This is a genomic window from Maribacter algicola (assembly GCF_003933245.1).
Taxonomy (GTDB): domain Bacteria; phylum Bacteroidota; class Bacteroidia; order Flavobacteriales; family Flavobacteriaceae; genus Maribacter; species Maribacter algicola.
The window spans coordinates 267,320-288,102 of record NZ_QUSX01000003.1; the positions used below are offsets into that span (position 1 = coordinate 267,320).

A 20,783-nucleotide genomic window follows, 5' to 3' on the forward strand; every position below is an offset into this window, starting at 1 on the left:
TTTTATGCTTGGATGTTGGCCGCAACAAAGGCTTGTTCCAAATCGGCCTTTAAATCATCTATATCCTCTAGGCCAACGGAAAGTCGAATCAAATCTTGACTAACGCCTGCACCCAGCTGCTGTTCTTCCGTCAACTGCTGATGTGTGGTACTCGCCGGATGGATGATAAGGGATTTTGTATCACCAATATTCGCCAATAAAGAGAAAATTTTGGTGGCATCCGTGACGTTTTTGGCTGCTTCAAAACCTCCTTTGATTCCAAAGGTGACCAATCCACTTTGCCCTTTGGGCAAGTATTCCTGTGCCAAATCGTAATACTCGTCCCCTTTAAGACCCGGATATTTTACCCAAGCGACTTCATCCCTACTTTGCAGCCATTCTGCAAGCTCCAAGGCATTTGCACTATGCTGCTTGATACGCACGGGTAGGGTTTCCAATCCCTGTATAATTTGAAAGGCATTGAATGGACTCAAGGCACCACCAAAATCCCTAAGACCTTCTAAAATCAGTTTAAAGGTAAAGGCGGCGGCACCCAAGGCTTCATGATACACCAAACCGTGATAACCTGCCGATGGCTCGGTAAATTCCGGGAACTTTCCATTGGCCCAATCAAACGTACCGGCATCGATGATGGCACCACCCAAAGACGTGCCCTGGCCCCCGATATATTTGGTCAAGGAGTGAATTACCAAGTTGGCCCCATGCTCGATCGGATTCAGCAACGCTGGTGTTGCAACCGTATTATCTACAATAAAGGGTACACCGGCAGCTTTCGCCTCTTTGGATATCGCTTTTAAATCCAATACATCCAACTTTGGGTTACCCAAGGATTCCACGAAGATGGCCCGAGTATTTTCTTTTACAGCTTTTCCAAAATTCTCCGGTTTAGAAGCATCGACAAAGGTCGTATGGATTCCTAAACGAGGTAATGTTACATTGAGAAGGTTAAACGTACCGCCATACAAACTACTGGAAGCTACGATATGATCTCCTGATTTTAACAAGGTTAAAAGTCCGGTAGAAATTGCAGCCGTTCCCGATGAAAAGACCACTGCACCAACACCACCTTCCACAGCGGCCAAACGGTCCTGAAGAATCTGGTTGGTAGGATTGTTCAAACGGGTATAGATAAACCCTAATTCTGCCAAGGAGAACAAGTTGGCGGCATGCTCCGTATTATTGAATACATAGGACGAGGTCTGGTAAATTGGAACGGCACGTGTTCCACCGGTTTGCGTTGTGTCATGCCCAGCATGTAAGGCGTTTGTTGCTAATTTTTGATCACTCATGATTTTTGTTTTTTAATAGTTAAGCCCAATTCCAATATGGGACGCGAAAAATGATTAAAAAAGCCAAACCCTAACCTGCCGACATTGCGGTTAGGTAAAATCAAATAAGTTATAAGAAAGTGAAATCGATGAAATTTCGATGACTGTTATCCTTCCCATATGGGTAGAATGTAGCACCTTCTTGATTCCGACAAACATCGGGTGAACAAGGGTTGCTAAGGCTTCAAAGGGTCCAATCCCTCCACCTTTCTTGATAACTATTCAATACATGTTTGAACTTATGGATGCAAATATAAGGGGGGAATGTTTTAAAATCCTAATCAAACCATAAAAATTAACAAAACCCTAGTGAAATGATAGGTTTTAAGCAATCTCCCCGATTCATCAATACTAAAAAAAGCTCCTCCCTTTAGAAAAAGGAGGTGGCGGGATACGCAATATCGGGTCGGAGGGATTGAAAAATCAAACTCAAATCCAATCTCCCCGATTCGGCACAGCCGAATCACCCCTCTTTGGAAAAGAGGGGTGCTTGTTATTATTACGGAAAAAACAAAAAAATACCTTGTTATTTCAGCCCAAAAAAAAAGCTCCTCCCTTTGGAAAAGGGAGGTGGCACGATACAAGGTATCGGGTCGGAGGGATTTGTTACCTCAACACAGTAAACTCAATCTTGGAATCCGTAAAGACCGTATGGGTCTGGGTTTTGAAATCAGCTTCGTCCGCCTTAAAGATATTTTCCACATAGGTTTGGGGGTTGAGGTCGATCAAAGGAAACCAGGTACTCTGTACCTGAATCTGTAATTTGTGTCCCTTTTTTATAGTATGGAAAACATCCTGCAATTTGATATTCACGGCCGTTTTTTGATTCGGTACAAAAGGCTCGGGATCGGAGAAGCTATTCCTAAACCTTCCCCTTAACACCTCGCTACGGACCATCAAATGGTAGTTGCTCATCTTTAAATGATCTTGCATGTCCTCATGATTTTCGGCATCTGCTGGGTGTACATCTATGACCTTGACGATCCAATCCGCAGCTGTTCCCGTAGTGGCCACGTTCAAATTCGCCATAATGTCGCCTGCCAAGGTAAGATCCTCTGTCAAAACATCTGTCTCAAACACCAGTACGTCCGACCTCCTTGAGGCAAAGCGCTGGTCATCTGTCATATATTTTCTTGGGGTGAAAACGGATTTGATATCCTCAGAATACGGTACCGGTTTTTTGATATCGCTAATAAATTGAATACCTGTTTCACCTTTCTTCTCAGTGGTCAATTCCTGATTTTCGCTCAGGTACATATCCTGCTTCTCGACCCCAGCCGGTGGCCAGGTTTCGTATTGTTCCCACTCCTTTCTCCCCGAGTCGAACACATAGGCTTCGGGCAAACCACTGTTCATGTCCCCATCGCCCTTTAAAAAATGATGAAAGAACTTGGTCTCTATATTTTCCTGAAAAAATTCGGATATACCATTTCCAAAATAATAGTTCCCAACAATGTTCTTTCCGCGGCTTCTCGCCCATCCGCCATGGTCCCAAGGCCCAAAAACCAAGGTATTGTAGTTCTCCTTGTTGTATTTTTCAATAGTCTTATACGTTTCCAAGGGTCCATATAAATCCTCAGCATCAAATTCTCCTGCGACTACCATAGTCGCCACGTGACTCTTAACGTCCTTTAAGTGCTGAATTAACCCTCTACTTTCCCATAATTCATCATAATTTGGATGCTCTTTTAACTCGTTCCAAAAGAAATCGTCCGTTTGCCCGTCAATGGCCATCCTTGGGGTGTCGCCTGTTTCATATTCAAAGAACCTATCCAGATTTTTCAAAGGACCGGCATCCAGAAAAAATTGATACTGGTCCTCCGTACCCAAATCTGGTAAGGTGTACCAAGCCGTGTCAATGGGTTGGTCACCGTTGGGTCTGGGCGTACCGAACAGACTGGTTGCCCTAAAGTAGCTCAAGAGATACGCGCCATTATGATGAAAATCGTCAAAAAAGAAATCGCCTATGCTCGCTTGTGGTGAGGCCGCCTTTAAAGCCGGATGCGCATCCACTGTGGCGTAGGTGGAATAAAAACCTGGATAGGAAATTCCCCAAATACCAACCCTGCCATTATTATTTTCCACATTGTTCACCAACCATTCTATAGTATCGTAGGTATCTGAACTTTCATCAATGTCTTGATCCGATTTCTTGTTGGGTATAAAGGCCCTCATATTCTCATAGTGTCCTTCGCTCAACCATCTGCCCCGCACATCTTGATATACGACAATGTAACCATCCTTCATCATATGCTTATTGGGCGCAATGGATTCCTTAAACTGCCCCTCGCCATATGGCATTGAACTATAGGGCGTTCGTTGCATGATGATCGGATATTCCACGGAAGTATCCTTGGGCGAGTAAATGGTAGTGTGCAACTTTATACCGTCACGCATTTCAATATCCACCTCCTTTTTGGTGTAATTGTCGGCTACATAAGTATCCGAAACCTCATCAGCTTTGGCTGTTTGATTGGTTTTTTTACAAGAATAGCCAATTGATATTAAAATAATGAGGGCAATGAAACTTTTAAAGATAGCTTTCATGGTGAAGTATTTATGAATGCCTAAAGCTAGCAAAGAATGCCTATTTCTAAAAATAAAAAGGGAACCTAAATTAGGTTCCCTTTTTATATAATGCTTAGAAAGCCTACAATCCAAAGGCCGTTTTTACATCATCTACCATATCCAGTTTCTCCCAGGTAAACAATTCTACTTCCATTTCAACCCGACCATTATATGGGGATTCGAAAACTTTTACCACTTTTTTGGATTCCTTGCCCATGTGACCGTAGGCAGCGGTTTCCAAATAAATGGGGTTTCTAAGCTTTAGGCGTTCCTCAACCGCAAAAGGTCTTAAATCGAACAACTGACGTACTTTTTTAGCAATCTCGCCATCATGCATTGAAACATTGGAAGTACCGTAGGTTTCCACGAAGATGGAAGTAGGCTCTACTACACCAATGGCATAACTTACCTGAACCAAAATTTCATCGGCCACGCCGGCAGCTACCAAATTTTTGGCTATATGACGGGCCGCATAGGCCGCACTACGGTCTACCTTGCTGGGATCCTTTCCGCTAAAGGCTCCGCCCCCATGTGCTCCCTTGCCTCCATATGTATCCACAATAATCTTTCTTCCGGTCAAACCGGTATCCCCATGCGGCCCACCAATAACAAATTTTCCCGTGGGATTGATATGATAGGTTATCTGACTATCAAACAACTTTTGAATATCCAATGGGAGTTGCGATTTTACCCTGGGAATAAGAATGGAAATGATGTCCGACTTAATTTTCGCCAACATGGCCTCATCGTTGGAATCAAAGGGATCGTGCTGGGTAGACACCACAATGGTATCGATTCTTTGGGGTACATTTTCATCTGAATATTCGATAGTTACCTGTGCCTTGGCATCCGGTCTTAAGTATTTTATTTCCTTCCCTTCCCTACGAAGTTCCGCCAAGGTGTGCAATATTTTATGCGAGATGTCCAATGCCAAAGGCATGTAATTGTCCGTTTCCTTGGTAGCATAACCGAACATCATCCCCTGATCTCCAGCTCCCTGTTCCTCTTTGGAGCCTCTGTCCACACCTTGATTAATGTCTTGTGACTGTTCATGGATCAAGGAAATTACGCCACAGGAATCGCCACTAAATTGGTACTCGCCTTTGGTATATCCTATTTTGTTGATTACATCCCTTGCAATATTCTGAACGTCTAGATAGGTATGACTTTTCACTTCTCCAGCCAATACAACCTGACCCGTAGTGACCAAGGTTTCACAAGCCACTTTACTTTCTGGGTCAAAGGCCAAAAAATGATCTAACAGGGCATCGCTAATTTGATCTGCCACCTTATCCGGATGTCCTTCACTTACGGATTCTGATGTAAATAAATACGCCATTTCTTTTTTGTTTAAAAAAGGATTCTATAGTTGCGCTTACTAAAGGAGGAATTGTTTTCTCAGGAGAGCGACGGAAACAATCCGACACAAAACTGCTTTAGCATTTTTAACGAGGTTGCAATCAGTCAAATCCTTCCTCTTTGTTCCGGGCAAAAGTATAAAAATAGTTTCTTTTTAAAATGTTTTAAATACTTTTTATGATTCCAATTCCTAGTATGGAAAACTCCAAAAATTATGTAGGCATTTCAACTACTATTTTTTCTGAAAATTAATATACTTCGTATATTGTACGCTACAACTTTTTCAGAACAACTAACCGTTAAACAAGACCAAAATGCACATTGCCGTAGCAGGAAACATTGGAGCAGGTAAGACCACATTGACAAGATTATTGGCCAAACATTACAAGTGGGAAGCGCATTTTGAGGATGTTGTGGACAACCCGTACCTGGATGATTTTTATACCCAAATGGAACGCTGGAGCTTTAACCTCCAAATCTATTTCCTAAATAGTCGGTACAGGCAAATCGTGCAGATCCGGGAGACGGGAAAGGATGTAATTCAGGACCGAACCATCTATGAGGATGCGCATATTTTTGCCCCCAACCTTCATGCCATGGGCCTTATGACCAATAGGGACTTTAAAAATTATTCGAGTCTCTTTGAATTGATGGAATCTTTGGTAGAGCCTCCTGAACTGCTCATTTATCTTAGAAGTTCGATCCCCAATCTGGTCAAACAAATCCAAAAACGAGGCAGGGATTACGAAAACAGTATTTCCATAGATTACCTAAGCCGATTGAACGAACGCTATGAAGCATGGGTGCATGGATATGATAAAGGGAAATTGTTGGTCATTGATGTAGATGAACTTGACTTTGTGGACAACCCTGAAGACCTTGGTAGGGTAATCAATAAAATAGATGCCGAAATCAATGGATTGTTTTAACCTTTCCTAATTCAAATAAATCCTTGCTCCTTGGCATGGGCAATTGCCTCTTCCGTTTTGTTTACCATTAAAAAAGGAATGTTTTTGTGGGCCGAGAACAAATTGGATACCCTTGACATTCTTCGCCCGTCCGATACACTCCTCAAATAAATTGCCTTTACCCTGTTAGGAAACAGTTTTGAAATCTCAATATAAATATCCGCATCCTTTTCGCCACTATCACCAATGAGAATAAAGGAAAGCTCCGGATAGGTATTTAGGATTCCCGTTATTTCTTTTTGTTTCTGAGGCTTATCATCTCTTTTTCTTCGGGTAAAACTTGACATACTTCGCAATAAAATGGGTCCTTTTGGAAAATTATTGGTCGTAAGAAAAAGTTCCAAATATCTATACAGGTTCCAGGGACTATGGCTCACATAGAAAATAGGGTTGGCCTCTTGCCCCGTTTTACCTTGATGAAGCAGATGATAAAACTCGGCTGCTCCTTCCAAGGGCCTTCTGCTTGTTGCCCTTTTAAATATAGTATTGATGATTACCTTCCATTTTAGTGAAGAAACTACCCCTGTGTGCAAAATCGTATCATCAATGTCACTAATGACACCAAACTTTGACTTGATACTAGGGATCAACATTTTTCCGGGAAAGCTGTTCTGGTTTAAAATTTCCCTCTTTAGCTCCGTGTCAAAAAAGGAAATCTCGAATTTCACCCATCCTTCTTCGTTAATATATTTGGAAAGGCTTTCTACCTTCTCATTTACTAGATAATACCCTTCATGGTCGGTCTTTCCTAGAAGGGTGATATGATTACCAATGGTTACCCGTATTGGTGTATTTTTTATCTCATCGGTTTCGAAACGTTTCCATGTGTTTATTAAAAGTTTAAACGCTCCCTTGTTTCCAAGATCGATGTTCTCATCTTCCAATGCCCTACCGCGAACATAAAATCTGTCTGGAGTTCCATAACCATTAAAGGCAATTATTTGAAGCTTATCTTTTTTAAAAAGTCCCATATAGTCAAAAATACGATCATTTTCAGTTCGATGAACTACAAGTAGTGTAAAAATGGATTGTTCACTCAGCCAAAGGTCACTGTTACTCAATGCCCATTTTGAGTCCGAATTAAATGGTATAGTTTTAAATCAAAGCAAAATTCAAGTGTAACCAGGCTTGTACCACGAAAGCCAAAAATTTAAAAAAATGAAACCAAAAAAGAACCCCACGAAAGACCTCAACAAAAAAAGCGGCCTTTTCTTTGTTTTAGGGCTCATGCTCGTTTTAGGGCTGGCATTTATAGCCCTAGAATGGAAAAGCTATGAACCGAAGTCCATTTATGATGTTAGCATGAATGTTTCTCCGAGTGAAATAGAAGAAGAACCCGTAGAAAAATTTAAAATTGAACAACCCAAAATTAAACAGATACTTCCTCCAGAAATAAAAATTGAGGAAGATGATGCGGAAATTATTGAAACCGAAATCCTATCCACGGAACCGAATCCTGATACCGAAATTCTTGAAATTGATGACATTGCGGTTGATGAACCGGAAGAGGAAGTACATGTAAATTGGATTACCATTGAGGAAGTTCCCATTTTCCCAGGTTGTGAAAATGTCAAGGATAAAAGGGCGTGCTTCAACGAAATGATGCAAAAGCATATCCGAAAAAATTTCAGGTATCCAGAACTTGCTCAAGAAATGGGTATTCAAGGTAGGGTAAGTACCCAATTCGAAATAAAAAGTGATGGCTCCATTGGAACCATCCAAAAAAGAGGGCCCCATAAGATTTTGGAGGAGGAGGCTACTCGTATCCTATCCAAATTACCTAAAATGACTCCAGGACAACAGCGTGGAACTCCTGTTAAGGTCTCTTTTAGTATTCCCATTAATTTTGTACTTCAATAAAAAATAAAAAAGGGCTTACCGTTTCTGGTAAGCCCTTTTTTAAATATGATTATTGTTCAAGAAGAATTTTTATTGGATTTTCTCCTCAACTTCCTCTACAACTTTCTCAATCTGAACTTTAACACCTTCAGAAGTTTTATTGAAAGCCTCGATTTTAGCATTTACTTCTTCTTCAGTTCCTTCAAAAACTTGTTCGGAAATAGATTCCTCGCCATTGTTGGCAATAGTAGTTATTACAGTTGCTTTAACGGTCCCCGCATCACTTTTCTCCATATTCACCTCAACCTTTCTTTCGACTTGTTTTGAAACAACCTCAGTTGCGACCTTTGTTTCGTTATATGCTGTCATACTATCGCCACTCATAGCAATACTAGGTGCGATTACCAAAGCAACAACGGACATTAACTTTAAAAGGATATTCAAAGAAGGACCGGAGGTATCCTTGAACGGGTCACCAACAGTATCACCAACTACGGCAGCTTTATGTGCATCCGTACCTTTACGGCCATCACTCTCTATAGTCTTTTTGGCATTATCCCAAGCTCCACCTGCGTTCGATTGGAATATAGCCATTAAAACTCCGCACGTGGTGACACCTGCCAAAAGACCTCCCAACATTTCCGCTCCACCAATAAAACCAACGGCTACAGGAACGGCAATCGCCAATAAACCTGGCAATACCATTTCCTTAATGGAAGCTTGTGTTGAGATAGCAACACACTTATCGTATTCTGCAACTCCATCGGCAGCATCAAAAATTGCACGTTGTTCCGGTGTAGCTTTGCTCATATCAGAATCTACAGACCTCATTACTTCCAATGCAGCCTTCAATTGGGGAATGTCTCTAAATTGGCGACGTACTTCTTCTATCATGGCCATAGCGGCACGACCCACCGCATTCATCGATAATGCAGAAAATACGAAAGGTAACATACCACCAACCAAGAGACCGGCCATAACGGTCGGTTTTGAAACATCGATAGCCGTTACATTAGCAGTTTGCATAAAAGCAGCGAATAGCGCCAAAGCCGTCAACGCAGCAGAAGCGATTGCAAATCCTTTTCCAATAGCAGCCGTTGTGTTACCTACTGCATCCAATTTATCGGTACGTTCCCTAACCTCACTTGGCAATTCGGCCATTTCGGCAATACCCCCGGCGTTATCGGAAATCGGTCCATAAGCATCCACGGCCAATTGGATTCCCGTATTGGCCAACATACCTACGGCAGCAATCGCAATACCGTACAATCCCGCAAAATGATGCGAAACCAAAATCGCGGCGGCAATCAAAAGGATAGGGAACATCGTGGACATCATACCCACACCTAATCCAGAGATAATGTTCGTAGCGGCTCCAGTTTCTGATTGTCTTACAATGCTATTAACAGGTTTTGTACCTGTTCCAGTGTAATATTCGGTAACCTTACCTACGGCAAGTCCGGCTACAAGTCCGGCCAATACGGCTATGAAAACACCTAATGAACCATACTCTACACCCCCAAAAGTCCAGCTTTCCGGTAACATATTGGTAATGATAAAATAACAGGCGACCAACATCAGACCAGCGGATCCAAATTCCCCGATGTTCAATGCGGTCTGTGGATTTCCGCCATCCTTTACCTTAACGAAGAAGGTTCCAATAATGGACATAATGATACCGACAGCTGCCAGTACCAACGGAAGGTACACAGCACCAAGACCATCGAACGAACCTGCAAAAGCAGGAATTTGCACAAATGCGGCACCCAGTACCATGGTTCCTATAATTGAACCTACATAGGATTCGAACAAATCCGCTCCCATACCGGCAACATCTCCTACGTTATCTCCTACGTTATCCGCAATCGTAGCGGGGTTTAAGGGATGATCCTCAGGAATACCGGCTTCTACCTTACCAACCAAATCGGCACCAACATCCGCTGCTTTGGTATAGATACCGCCACCAACACGGGCAAAAAGCGCAATGGAAGAGGCTCCCAAAGAAAAACCGGACAATACATTAAGCACTTCACCCAAGGACCAACCTTGCCCACTATAAATCATGAAAAGACCACTTAGACCAAGTACTCCCAATCCTACAACACCAAGTCCCATAACGGCACCACCGGCAAAAGCTACTTCAAGGGCTTTTCCTAGCGAAGTCCTAGCGGCCTGAGTAGTTCTAACGTTTGCTTTGGTCGCCACCTTCATTCCAATGAAACCGGCCAAAGCGGAACATATTGCACCTACGATGAATGAAACAGCTACCATTCCATTTGATCCTACCTCATTACTGCCCTTAAAAAACAAAAGAACTGCCACAGCAGCTACAAAAACGGCCAATATTTTGTACTCGGCCTTTAAGAAGGACATTGCCCCATCAGCAATATTTTTGGCTATTCTCGCCATTTTTTCATTACCCACTTCTTGTTTGGATACCCAAGCACTTTTAATGAATACGTACAGAAGGGCCAAGCCACCAAAAGCAGGTAAAAATTTTACGATTAATTCCATTTGATTAGTTATTTTTTTGTGGCTGCTAAAGTAGTAAAATAGAATATAATAAAAAAAGCCCCCTTAATTATATTAAAAGGGGGCTTTGGCTTCCTAAAAAATAGCTATATCATAAAGGTGCGCTTATCCTTGTGTTCACTTTCCTGATACCGTTTTACACACTCCTCATAAATTTTTATGGCTTCTTCATGATTGCCCCAGCCACCGGTATCGACCTTCTTTTTTTCCAAGTCTTTATATACTTGAAAGAAATGTTCTATTTCCTTAAGCCTATGCGGATTTAAATCACTGATATCGTCCCTCTTGCTCCAAATAGGATCGGATACAGGAACACAAATAATTTTTTCATCGGGCCCTTTTTCATCGGTCATATGAAAAACACCAATTGGCTTAACTTCCATGACCACCATGGGAAAAGTAGGTTCCGTTCCAAGAACCAATACATCCAAGGGATCTTTATCCAAGGCCAAGGTCTCAGGAACGAATCCGTAATCGCCTGGGTACATCATTGATGAAAAAAGCGTTCTATCGAACCTGATCTTATGCAGGGTAAAATCATATTCATATTTATTTCTACTCCCTTTGGGAATCTCAATCAGTACATCAAATGTTATGTCTTTTTTTTTGGCCATGTCTGTGTATATAGTAATTACTTTTATTTATGAAACGAAACCTATTTCCGAAGATTGCCTTGGCAAATCAAAAACTAAAACCAAAAGATCCGGTTATACCAAAGGGCCTGGCATTGGGATTGTCCAAGTAGTTGCCCCTAAAGTTAAAGTCGATTCTAAAAATCCTAAATATATTCCCTACTCCAATAGAGTATTCATAATACATTTTTTCCGAAGGTGCCCTTAAGGGCGTATTCAAAGATGCAGGGGCACTTAGGGCTATATTCCCTTCCGATAGACTTCCCCAAACGCCTCTTAATCCCAATATTTCCCTCAGGTTCAATTTACGTAAAAAAGGTATCCTAGAAAAGAGCCTTCCATTAAAATTATGCTCCAAATGGACCGATGCATACGTATCGGTCACAAATTCGTAGAAGTCCAAATTGGGAAACGTTCCATAATTGGTGAAAAAGGTCTGGTTGCCTGGAACCACGCTCAAGAGTCCTAAAGGAACCTCACCAAAGGTCTTGCCCAATTCCACAGTGCTCATCAATCTACCAAAGCCGCCCAACTGCCAAGGTTGACTGTAGGAAAACTGTAATTTCTGATAATTAAAGTCACTTCCCAGAACACCATCCGTACCCTTTGTATAATTGAGCAATAGGGTGCTGTAGGTATCGTTGACATCCCGCCTTTCGACGCCATAGCCTATTGTTTTTTTACCTGGAGTATATATTAAGAGGGTATTAAAATCAAACTGTCTTATTTCAGAGGAAACGCCGGAAGCGGATTCCGTGTCTATAAAGTCCAAACTGAAATCATTGGGGAGCGCGGAACTAAGTGTCCTAAAAGTCCCACCTAAGGAAATCCTAAAATTTGTAACGGGTTCTACCTCAAAATTTAACGCACTCAGGTTAATGTTGGTCAACCTATTGTTGGCTCCTACGGTCAAAAGCGAGGAGGAGGCTATACTACGCCCCAAAACGTCGCGGGTGGCCGTTAGGCTAACCCCCAATTGCTCAATGTCCCGCCGGTTCCCACCCGAAATTATCAAACGGGTCTTAGGTTCAACAAGAAACTTGCCGCTGAAACCATATTTCACTTTTTGATCGGTAAAACCGTAGGCCATGTACCCCTCTAATCGCCATAGATCATTCTGGCCTCTATAGGTCCTTGCTCCCAACCTAAGCCGTGGACCTTCGGCAGGATTGAACCCAAATACATCATACACATTGCCAATGTCTAAATCCCACTTGTCAATTTCAACATATCCAGACCCTAAAATACTGACCAAATTATAATAGGATCTAAACTTTGGGACCGTCTTTAAGGTATCCAACAAGGTATAAATTCCTGCCTCATCTTTATTTAGGGATTCCAGCCGGTTCTTTTGCCAAAAGGCATCGTCCTGCACTATTAAGTTAATATCCAATGGGTTTAAATCCTTTCGGTAAAATTCTTTGGGTCTTTTGTTATCGAATTCATAGTTGTCATAAACGGTTGTCCGTTTCCCATAAACGCCTCTGGAAGTTTCCTTTTTTTGGAAACTGAAATCGCTCAACATATAGTCGCGCTTTAAAAGAAAAAGGGAATCGTTGACCACTTCAAAATCCTGCTCGATATAAATCTCCTTCACCCAGTTGATATTGGCGCTTTTGGTGACTTCCAGGTTAATGTTCTTTATGGCCCAAGTGGAATCGTTTACCCAGAAATCCCCTTTAAAGGTCAGTTCGTTCTTTCTCCTTGGGTAATACACAATATTATAGCACCATTTGTTATCGATGTAGGCACTATCACGAAGGGCATAATTATAGGTATCGATTCCTGTTCTGGATAGGGGGCTTGTAAAGCTTTTATCAAAAAACTTTAGGTAATTATCGTAAATATCATAACTCTGGTAGAGATCTTTTACAAAGGCTATAATAGCCTGATTATTCTCAAAACCAGAATTTTTGTTCCCCAACACATCTTCCTTCTCCTCGTTTAGAACATTATCGCCATATACCTTGGAAAAAGTTTCGTTCAAAAAGATAGGAAGATAGGTTTTACCTGTAATCCTTGATGTATCCAAATCCTGGAACACAAACTCCAGCCCTTTAAAAATCTTACGTTTCATCAAGGCACTGTCTATCGTGTTCAAATCGAATTCCACCTTCTCATATTTATCAAAGGCGTATTGGTTAAATTTTCGGATGCCATTTTCCCGTTTCTTGGCCCATATTTTTCGTAGGATATCCACGGCAGGATTGTTCTTTTTGGATTGCTTTCCCGATATTAGTACCACTTCGTTCAATTGTTCTGCGGCTTCGGTAAGGGTAATTTCCATATCGTAGTTCACTCTGGAGGCAAGTGTCATTTCCCTGTTCTCATACCCTATAAATGATACGACCAGGACTTTATAAGTATTGTCCGACTCCATATAAAACCTTCCGTTGTCATTTGTAATGGTGCCTTCCGTGGAACCTTTGAAAAAAACGTTGGCAAAGGCAACGGGTTCTCCGTTTTCATCCGTTACAAGACCCCCTACCTTGGTTTGGCCCAGAAGACCTACGGTAAATAGCAGAAAAAAATGGAAAAAGAATTTATTCATGTACAAGATGTTCCCTTAAGCCTTTTGGCAAATAACGTTCCAATAAAAAAGCTTCTTCAACACATTGGTCGAAGAAGCTAAGGTACCTTTACATTATGTCTTAATTACTTATATAACACTTTTTTAACGGCCTTGATAACGTCTTCGTGATTGGGCAGCCATTCCTCCAACAATACAGGGGAATACGGTGCTGGAGTATCTGCCGTATTGATTTTTATGATGGGAGCATCCAAATAATCAAAGGCATTGGCCTGGATATGATAGGTAATCTCCGTAGCCACGTTCCCAAAAGGCCATGCCTCTTCCAACACTACCAATCTATTTGTTTTCTTCACGGACTTGATCACGGCATCATAATCCAACGGTTTTACGGTCCTTAGGTCTATGATCTCGCAACTGATACCCTCTTTCTCCAGTTCATCCGCTGCTTTATAGGCCTCCTTGATTATTTTTCCAAAAGAGACTATGGTTACGTCCTTGCCTTCCCTTTTGATATCGGCAACGCCTATTGGTATGGTATAATCCCCCTCTGGAACCTCTCCTTTATCCCCGTACATTTGTTCGGATTCCATAAAAATAATGGGGTCGTCATCCCTGATTGCAGATTTCAGCAATCCTTTGGCGTCTGCAGGATTGGAAGGAACGATTACCTTTAGTCCAGGACAGTTTGCGTACCAACTTTCAAAGGCCTGTGAGTGCGTGGCTGCCAACTGGCCCGCGGATGCCGTAGGACCCCTGAACACGATGGGACATGGAAACTGCCCCCCGGACATTTGTCTGATTTTTGCCGCATTATTGATAATCTGATCGATACCGACCAATGCAAAGTTAAAGGTCATGAACTCCACAATGGGCCTGTTGCCGGTCATGGTAGAACCTACCGCCACTCCGGCAAAACCAAGTTCTGAAATGGGCGTATCGATAACCCTTTTGGGACCGAACTCATCCAACATACCCTTAGAAGCTTTGTAAGCACCATTGTATTCCGCTACTTCTTCTCCCATTAGATAAATGGATTCATCCCTGCGCATCTCCTCGGACATCGCCTCCGCAATAGCTTCTCTAAACTGTAGTGTTTTCATGTCTATAAGAAATATTAGTCTTTAACCTTTCAATTGAAAGCAAGCAAAAATAGGAAATTATATATCAATTAAACGGATGCCCGATTTAAAAAAAGTAATAAAATTTACTATGCATGCATAGTAAATTTAGAAAATATTGGTTATCTTCGTGATCAACACAAAAAGGAGTTTCATTCAATGAAACCTATACGATTAAAATAATCATTAGAGCCTTATATTGATGATACTTTTAATAGTTAGAGGTTACCTTTGTAAATTAAAAAACTAAAAATACACACATGAAAATACTAGTTTGTATAAGCAATGTACCGGATACTACTTCCAAGATAAACTTTACAGATGGCGATACCAAATTTGACACCAACGGAGTGCAGTTCGTAATCAATCCAAATGATGAGTTTGGACTTACGAGGGCCATGTGGTTTAAGGAAAAACAAGGTGCCACCGTTCACGTGGCGACTGTTGGGGACGCGAGTGTGGAGCCTACCATGAGAAAGGCATTGGCCATTGGTGCCGATGAGGCCATACGGGTGAACGCAGTACCTACCGACGGTTTTTTTGTGGCACAACAGTTGGCCGAAATCGTAAAGAACGGTGGCTATGACTTGGTGATTGGAGGTAGGGAATCCATCGATTACAACGGCGGAATGGTCCCTGGTATACTTGCTTCCCTACTGGACATGAATTTCGTTAATACTTGTGTAAAATTGGAGATAGATGGGGATAATGTGACCGCGGTGAGGGAAATTGATGGAGGAAAGGAAACTCTAAGCACCTCTTTGCCTTTGGTTGTAGGAGGACAAAAAGGCCTCGTGGAGGAAAGTGACCTTAAAATTCCCAACATGCGCGGCATTATGATGGCAAGGCAGAAAAAATTGAGCGTTGTGGAACCTGTAGAAGGTATTAAAGCCACAGAAGACGTAAAATTCGACAAACCAGCTCCCAAGGGCGAAATAAAACTCGTAGAAACGGTAGATGAGTTAGTCTCCTTACTACATAATGAAGCCAAGGTAATTTAATAGCTTTTTGAAGCTGTAAACTCAAAAAATAGAAGAAATGTCAGTTATAGTATATACAGAATCCGAAAACGGAAAATTTAAGAAGAACGCATTTGAAGTCGCTTCCTATGCTTCGGAAGTGGCCAGGCAGATGGGCACCACGGCAACGGCCGTTTCCATTAATTGTATGGAAAACGCCCTCTTGGGAACCTATGGTATTTCCAAGGTGTTGAACGTCCAGAATGAAAAAATGAAACCTTTCAATGCCAAGGCCGCGGCAGAGGTCGTATCCAAAGCCTTAGAAGCTGAAGGGGCAAGTGTGGTGGTTATCAGTTCAAGTTCCGATGCAAAATATATGGCTCCCCTTCTATCGGCACGATTGAAGGCGGGTTATGTTCCCAATATTGTGGCGGCCCCTGAAAGTACAACCCCTTTCAAAATAAAAAGAACAGCCTTTAGCAACAAAGGTTTTGCACATACCGAAATTAAAACCGATATAAAAATCCTAGGGGTATCCAACAATGCCTTTGGAACGGTTGAGACACCTACCGATGCATCCATCGAAGATTTTAGCATATCCCTTGATGCCGAATTTAAAACTAAGTCAACGGATATAGACAAGGTCGTTGGTAAAGCGACCATTGCCGATGCGGATATAGTCGTTTCCGCTGGAAGGGGCCTTAAAGGACCTGAAAATTGGGGAATGATAGAGGACTTGGCCGATGTACTGGGCGCAGCCACCGCATGTTCCAAACCTGTATCCGACCTAGGTTGGCGACCACATGGAGAACATGTTGGACAAACAGGCAAGCCCGTTGCAAGCAACCTGTATATCGCTATAGGGATTTCCGGTGCCATTCAACATTTGGCCGGTGTTAGCTCCTCCAAAACGAAAGTGGTCATCAACAACGATCCGGAAGCTCCATTTTTCAAGGCTGCCGATTATGGAATCGTGGGCGATGCTTTTGAAGTCGTGCCGGAGTTAATCGAAAAATTAAAGGAATTTAAAGCTCAAAACAGCTAATTTTTGTTAATTTGTGCCCCACAAAGGGCTGTTCGAATAGTTGGGGTCCCAAGTGTTTGAACAGCTTTTTTAGTTTATAAAACTTATGAGTTTAGTACGATTGAAAATAAAAGGGATTTCCTACAGCCAAACACAAAATGGCGCCTATGCCCTTATATTGAATGAAGTGGAGGGAGACCGTAAATTACCCATCGTTATAGGAGCCTTTGAGGCACAGTCCATAGCCATAGCCCTTGAGAAGGAAATAAAGCCGCCAAGGCCCTTGACACATGATCTTTTCAAAAATTTTGCGGATCGCTTCGATATTGTCATCAAACAGGTGATCATCCACAAACTCGTGGATGGTGTTTTTTATTCCAGCATCATCTGCGAAAGGGACGGCATTGAAGAAATCATAGACGCCAGGACCAGCGATGCCATTGCATTGGCGCTTAGGTTCAATGCACCTATCTTTACCTACAAGACCATCTTGGACAAGGCGGGCATTTTCTTGAAATTCTCTTCCAAGGAAACCGAAAAAAAAGAGAGCGACGATAGTATCGTCGTAGATGAAATACTTCAGGAAGGTGAGACCGTAGAAATCGATTCCGGTGCGACGGACGGTTATACGGAATTGACAATAGACGAACTGGAAGAAGAGCTCAAAAAAGCTGTGGCGAACGAAGATTATGAAAAAGCTGCAAAATTGAGGGATGAAATATCCAAAAGAAATTGATAGTCAAGCCCTTGCGCATGAAAAAAAATCCCTTTCTACCCTTTCTCTTTTTATTCTTTCTCCCTATTCTATTATTCTCCCAATCACCAGATACTTCAGGGGTGATAATAAAGTCCGTTGATAGCACCGTACTTAATGACATTGCAGAAAATCAATTGACCTCGGTAATTCCTAATGAAGGTTTTTCCTTCAACAGCCTGTGGCGTGGTATTCTTGGAATGCTGGTATTAATTGGACTGGCTTTTCTGTTCAGCTCAAACCGTAAAGCAATTAACTGGAAGACCGTAGGAATCGGACTTGCCATTCAATTGGCCCTAGCAGTTGGTATATTGAAGGTTCCATTTATCAGGGCTATATTTACGGTACTTGGTAAAATATTCAATGAAATCTTAAATTTTACGGTCGCCGGTAGCCAATTTTTATTGGGGAATCTTATGAATCTCGAGAATCCAAATATCGGATATGTTTTCGCCTTCCAAATTCTACCAACAATCATATTTTTTTCTGCATTGACCTCCGTACTTTTTTACTTGGGTATTATCCAGAAAATTGTGAAGGGCTTGGCGTGGCTTTTGACCAAGTCGCTCGGAATCTCAGGACCTGAAAGCCTTTCTGTTGCCGGAAACATTTTTTTGGGTCAGACCGAAGCACCGCTAATGATTAAAGCTTATTTGGAACGTATGACCAAATCTGAAATTCTTTTGGTGATGATTGGTGGCATGGCTACCGTTGCCGGAGGTGTTCTGGCGGCCTATATAGGATTTTTAGGTGGGAACGATGAAGCACTCAGATTGGAATTTGCCCGCCATTTAATCGCAGCATCGGTAATGGCAGCACCTGGGGCCATCGTGGTTTCCAAAATATTGTGTCCGCAGACTGAAGAAGTGGATACGAATATCAAAGTCTCTACAGAAAAAATAGGGACCAACTTACTGGATGCTATCGCCAATGGCACTACAGAAGGTCTAAAATTGGCAGTTAACGTTGGTGCCATGTTATTGGTGTTCGTAGCCTTCATAGCCATGTTGAACGGTATCTTTGGGTATGTAGGGGATATTACCAGTCTAAATCAATTTGTTGCTGAGCATTCCTCTTTTGAAAAGTTATCATTAGAGGCAATTCTAGGTACGATATTCGCTCCTTTAATGTGGCTAATAGGTGTAGCCAATGAAGATATATCATTAATGGGCCAACTATTGGGAATTAAACTTGCCTCTAGTGAATTTGTGGCCTATACCCAATTGGCAGAATTAAAAGACTTGGCCGTCTCTCCAAGTTTGGGGTATCAAAAATCGATCATTATGGCCACGTACATGCTTTGTGGCTTTGCCAATTTTGCCTCCATAGGAATCCAAATTGGAGGGATTGGTTCTCTGGCTCCTGGACAACGCAAGACATTATCGGAATTTGGAATGAAGGCTGTCTTAGGGGGATCACTAGCGTCACTTCTTTCCGCTACCATTGCTGGGATGATTTTGGGATAAGGTTTCTTCCTTTCTTTAACAAACCTTTACGTTAGGCTGCTTACCCCGATAAATACTGCAGTTTAGCCCACATGTTTGACCATCGAACACTAAATTAACTACCTTGGCAAGAGGTACTTAATCAAAATTTACGTTCTCATGGCAATTAAAATCTATATTAAGCTTACCTTGCTTGTTCTCCTTTTTTGCTCGAAAACAAGCTTTGGTCAAAATATTGCCGACTTTCAATCCGTTGAACCTACTGTCCAAAACTCGAATTTTGTCATACCATCTTCACATACCTTCCAAAAAATAATTTTGGAAGGTGATGCACTAACGGCCGGAGGCGTATTACCAAGAAATACTGATTTCACTGGATATGTACCTATTTCCGGCAGCAATGAAAATGGTTATTTGAGCATCAATCACGAAAATGTACCCGGAGCAAATTCCATTCTAGATATCAGCTTTAATCCCAATACAAAATTATGGTCCACCTCCTATTCCATGGCAGTTGACTTTTCGCCGGTGGCAGGAACTATAGCCAATTGCTCAGGGACTGTTACACCATGGAATACTATTATAAGCTGTGAAGAATATACCTCCCAAGAGATTGCCAACCAATATCCTTTTCCTAGGGATAGTAATGCTGATGGATATGATGACTTTGGATGGGCAGTGGAAATAGACCCTGTGACCAAGACCGTTATCGACAAGAGATGGGCTCTTGGAAATTTCAAGCATGAAAATTTGGTAATACATAATAATCAAAGGACTGCCTACCAAGGGGCCGATGCCACAGTAGGTTATTTGTTCAAATTCGTGGCGGATATGCCACAAGACCTTAGTAGCGGGAAACTTTATGTATATCGCGGATCAAAAAACGGCTCTGGTGAATGGGTGCTTTTGGATAATACCACCCCACAAGAAAGAAATTCCACCAATGCCCAAAGTGCGGCTATTGGTGCAACGGTATTTAGTGGGATTGAGGATGTGGAAATAGGACCGGATGGTTATGTGTATTTCGCCGTAAAAAATGAGGACAGGGTGTATAGATTCCTTGACTCCAATCCCATCACTGGAACAACGGTGGCCAATATGGAAACATATGTGGGTAATACCACCTACTCGATATCACACCAAAATGGCACTACCAATGTGAATTGGGGTTATGGAAATGATAATTTGGCTTTTGATGGGGAGGGCAATCTTTGGGTAATGCAGGATGGGGACAATAACTACATTTGGGTAGTTAAAAATGGACATTCCCAAAGTAACCCAAAGGTCGAAATATTCGGGATAGTTCCAAATGGGGCAGAACCCACGGGGATTACGTTTTCTCCAGACTACAGGTTCCTGTTCATGTCCATTCAACATCCCTCACCCAACAATAATAGCAGTACACAAACTGATGCCGCTGGCGCGGAAATTGCTTTTGACAGGGCCACAACACTGGTCATTGCCTTAAAAGATAATTTAGGTTCTTCGGTCACTATAAATAATTGGTATCTTGATGCGGATGGAGATGGTTATGCCGTTCTTCCCATAGTTCAAAGTCCCACTAGTCCAGGCCCCGGATATACTCTAAATGTATTGCCTACCACGGATTGCGACGATACAAACCCAGATGTTTTTGAAGCGACTACGTGGTACCTAGATGCCGATGGGGACGGATATGCCGCTTCCACCATGGATAGTTGTAACTCCCCAGGAACGGGATATAC

The 20,783-nt window shown here is 42.1% G+C and carries 15 protein-coding genes and 1 riboswitch; of the genes, 7 read left to right on the top strand and 8 right to left on the bottom strand.

What is annotated here, in order from left to right:
• Nucleotides 1–2: 2 nt before the first annotated feature.
• The 3 genes from DZC72_RS16120 to metK form a co-directional block, all read right to left on the bottom strand.
• Nucleotides 3–1,289, bottom strand: coding sequence for an O-acetylhomoserine aminocarboxypropyltransferase/cysteine synthase family protein (locus DZC72_RS16120; RefSeq protein WP_125223950.1), 1,287 nt, complete (start codon nt 1,287–1,289; stop codon nt 3–5).
• Nucleotides 1,290–1,432: 143 nt separating this feature from the next.
• A riboswitch (SAM riboswitch) is annotated at nt 1,433–1,549 on the bottom strand.
• Between the two features lie 385 nt (nt 1,550–1,934).
• Nucleotides 1,935–3,875, bottom strand: coding sequence for a CocE/NonD family hydrolase (locus DZC72_RS16125; RefSeq protein WP_125223951.1), 1,941 nt, complete (start codon nt 3,873–3,875; stop codon nt 1,935–1,937).
• A gap of 103 nt (nt 3,876–3,978) precedes the next feature.
• Nucleotides 3,979–5,235, bottom strand: coding sequence for a methionine adenosyltransferase (gene metK, locus DZC72_RS16130; protein ID WP_125223952.1), 1,257 nt, complete (start codon nt 5,233–5,235; stop codon nt 3,979–3,981).
• Nucleotides 5,236–5,569: 334 nt separating this feature from the next.
• Between metK and DZC72_RS16135 the strand changes: the two genes are divergently transcribed.
• Nucleotides 5,570–6,184: a deoxynucleoside kinase gene (locus tag DZC72_RS16135; protein WP_125223953.1), complete on the top strand. Its 615-nt coding sequence runs from the start codon at nt 5,570–5,572 to the stop codon at nt 6,182–6,184.
• An 11-nt stretch (nt 6,185–6,195) separates the two neighbouring features.
• On the opposite strand, the gene DZC72_RS16140 is transcribed toward DZC72_RS16135, so the two are convergent.
• Nucleotides 6,196–7,284, bottom strand: coding sequence for an App1 family protein (locus DZC72_RS16140; RefSeq protein ID WP_317127167.1), 1,089 nt, complete (start codon nt 7,282–7,284; stop codon nt 6,196–6,198).
• Nucleotides 7,285–7,381: 97 nt separating this feature from the next.
• On the opposite strand from DZC72_RS16140, the gene DZC72_RS16145 reads away from it, so the two are divergent.
• Nucleotides 7,382–8,083 (top strand): energy transducer TonB, encoded by a 702-nt coding sequence (locus DZC72_RS16145; RefSeq protein WP_125223954.1) that lies wholly within the window; start codon nt 7,382–7,384, stop codon nt 8,081–8,083.
• A gap of 69 nt (nt 8,084–8,152) precedes the next feature.
• Here DZC72_RS16145 and DZC72_RS16150 read toward each other — a convergent pair whose 3' ends face one another.
• The 4 genes from DZC72_RS16150 to DZC72_RS16165 form a co-directional block, all read right to left on the bottom strand.
• Nucleotides 8,153–10,576 carry a sodium-translocating pyrophosphatase gene (locus tag DZC72_RS16150; protein WP_125223955.1) on the bottom strand — a complete coding sequence of 808 codons (2,424 nt, stop codon included), beginning with the start codon at nt 10,574–10,576 and terminating at the stop codon, nt 8,153–8,155.
• 104 nt (nt 10,577–10,680) lie between these two features.
• Nucleotides 10,681–11,208: an inorganic diphosphatase gene (locus DZC72_RS16155; protein WP_125223956.1), complete on the bottom strand. Its 528-nt coding sequence runs from the start codon at nt 11,206–11,208 to the stop codon at nt 10,681–10,683.
• Nucleotides 11,209–11,275: 67 nt separating this feature from the next.
• Entirely contained in the window at nt 11,276–13,777 is a 2,502-nt protein-coding gene (locus DZC72_RS16160) for a DUF5686 family protein (RefSeq protein WP_125223957.1), read from the bottom strand.
• 104 nt (nt 13,778–13,881) lie between these two features.
• Nucleotides 13,882–14,859, bottom strand: a complete 978-nt coding sequence (locus tag DZC72_RS16165; RefSeq protein ID WP_125223958.1) for a pyruvate dehydrogenase complex E1 component subunit beta — start codon at nt 14,857–14,859, stop codon at nt 13,882–13,884.
• A 278-nt stretch (nt 14,860–15,137) separates the two neighbouring features.
• Between DZC72_RS16165 and DZC72_RS16170 the strand changes: the two genes are divergently transcribed.
• From DZC72_RS16170 to DZC72_RS16190, 5 genes are all read left to right on the top strand, one after another.
• Entirely contained in the window at nt 15,138–15,878 is a 741-nt protein-coding gene (locus tag DZC72_RS16170; protein WP_125223959.1) for an electron transfer flavoprotein subunit beta/FixA family protein, read from the top strand.
• Nucleotides 15,879–15,915: 37 nt separating this feature from the next.
• Complete coding sequence (locus DZC72_RS16175; RefSeq protein ID WP_125223960.1) at nt 15,916–16,881, top strand: electron transfer flavoprotein subunit alpha/FixB family protein; 966 nt, start codon at nt 15,916–15,918, stop codon at nt 16,879–16,881.
• Nucleotides 16,882–16,966: 85 nt separating this feature from the next.
• A complete protein-coding gene (locus DZC72_RS16180; protein ID WP_125223961.1) occupies nt 16,967–17,596 on the top strand; it encodes a bifunctional nuclease family protein in 630 nt (209 codons plus the stop codon).
• A 17-nt stretch (nt 17,597–17,613) separates the two neighbouring features.
• Nucleotides 17,614–19,080 carry a NupC/NupG family nucleoside CNT transporter gene (locus DZC72_RS16185; RefSeq protein WP_125223962.1) on the top strand — a complete coding sequence of 489 codons (1,467 nt, stop codon included), beginning with the start codon at nt 17,614–17,616 and terminating at the stop codon, nt 19,078–19,080.
• 138 nt (nt 19,081–19,218) lie between these two features.
• On the top strand, nt 19,219–20,783 hold a 1,565-nt coding region (locus DZC72_RS16190), incomplete at its 3' end, for a PhoX family protein (RefSeq protein ID WP_125223963.1).

What these genes read in the sequence shown, in the direction of transcription:
- DZC72_RS16125 (WP_125223951.1), bottom strand. Translation starts at nt 3,875, where the DNA reads ATGAAAGCTATCTTTAAAAGTTTCATTGCCCTCATTATTTTAATATCA.
- DZC72_RS16120 (WP_125223950.1), bottom strand. Translation starts at nt 1,289, where the DNA reads ATGAGTGATCAAAAATTAGCAACAAACGCCTTACATGCTGGGCATGAC.
- DZC72_RS16155 (WP_125223956.1), bottom strand. Translation starts at nt 11,208, where the DNA reads ATGGCCAAAAAAAAAGACATAACATTTGATGTACTGATTGAGATTCCC.
- DZC72_RS16165 (WP_125223958.1), bottom strand. Translation starts at nt 14,859, where the DNA reads ATGAAAACACTACAGTTTAGAGAAGCTATTGCGGAGGCGATGTCCGAG.
- DZC72_RS16185 (WP_125223962.1), top strand. Translation starts at nt 17,614, where the DNA reads ATGAAAAAAAATCCCTTTCTACCCTTTCTCTTTTTATTCTTTCTCCCT.
- metK (WP_125223952.1), bottom strand. Translation starts at nt 5,235, where the DNA reads ATGGCGTATTTATTTACATCAGAATCCGTAAGTGAAGGACATCCGGAT.
- DZC72_RS16160 (WP_125223957.1), bottom strand. Translation starts at nt 13,777, where the DNA reads ATGAATAAATTCTTTTTCCATTTTTTTCTGCTATTTACCGTAGGTCTT.
- DZC72_RS16170 (WP_125223959.1), top strand. Translation starts at nt 15,138, where the DNA reads ATGAAAATACTAGTTTGTATAAGCAATGTACCGGATACTACTTCCAAG.
- DZC72_RS16150 (WP_125223955.1), bottom strand. Translation starts at nt 10,576, where the DNA reads ATGGAATTAATCGTAAAATTTTTACCTGCTTTTGGTGGCTTGGCCCTT.
- DZC72_RS16145 (WP_125223954.1), top strand. Translation starts at nt 7,382, where the DNA reads ATGAAACCAAAAAAGAACCCCACGAAAGACCTCAACAAAAAAAGCGGC.
- DZC72_RS16175 (WP_125223960.1), top strand. Translation starts at nt 15,916, where the DNA reads ATGTCAGTTATAGTATATACAGAATCCGAAAACGGAAAATTTAAGAAG.
- DZC72_RS16180 (WP_125223961.1), top strand. Translation starts at nt 16,967, where the DNA reads ATGAGTTTAGTACGATTGAAAATAAAAGGGATTTCCTACAGCCAAACA.
- DZC72_RS16135 (WP_125223953.1), top strand. Translation starts at nt 5,570, where the DNA reads ATGCACATTGCCGTAGCAGGAAACATTGGAGCAGGTAAGACCACATTG.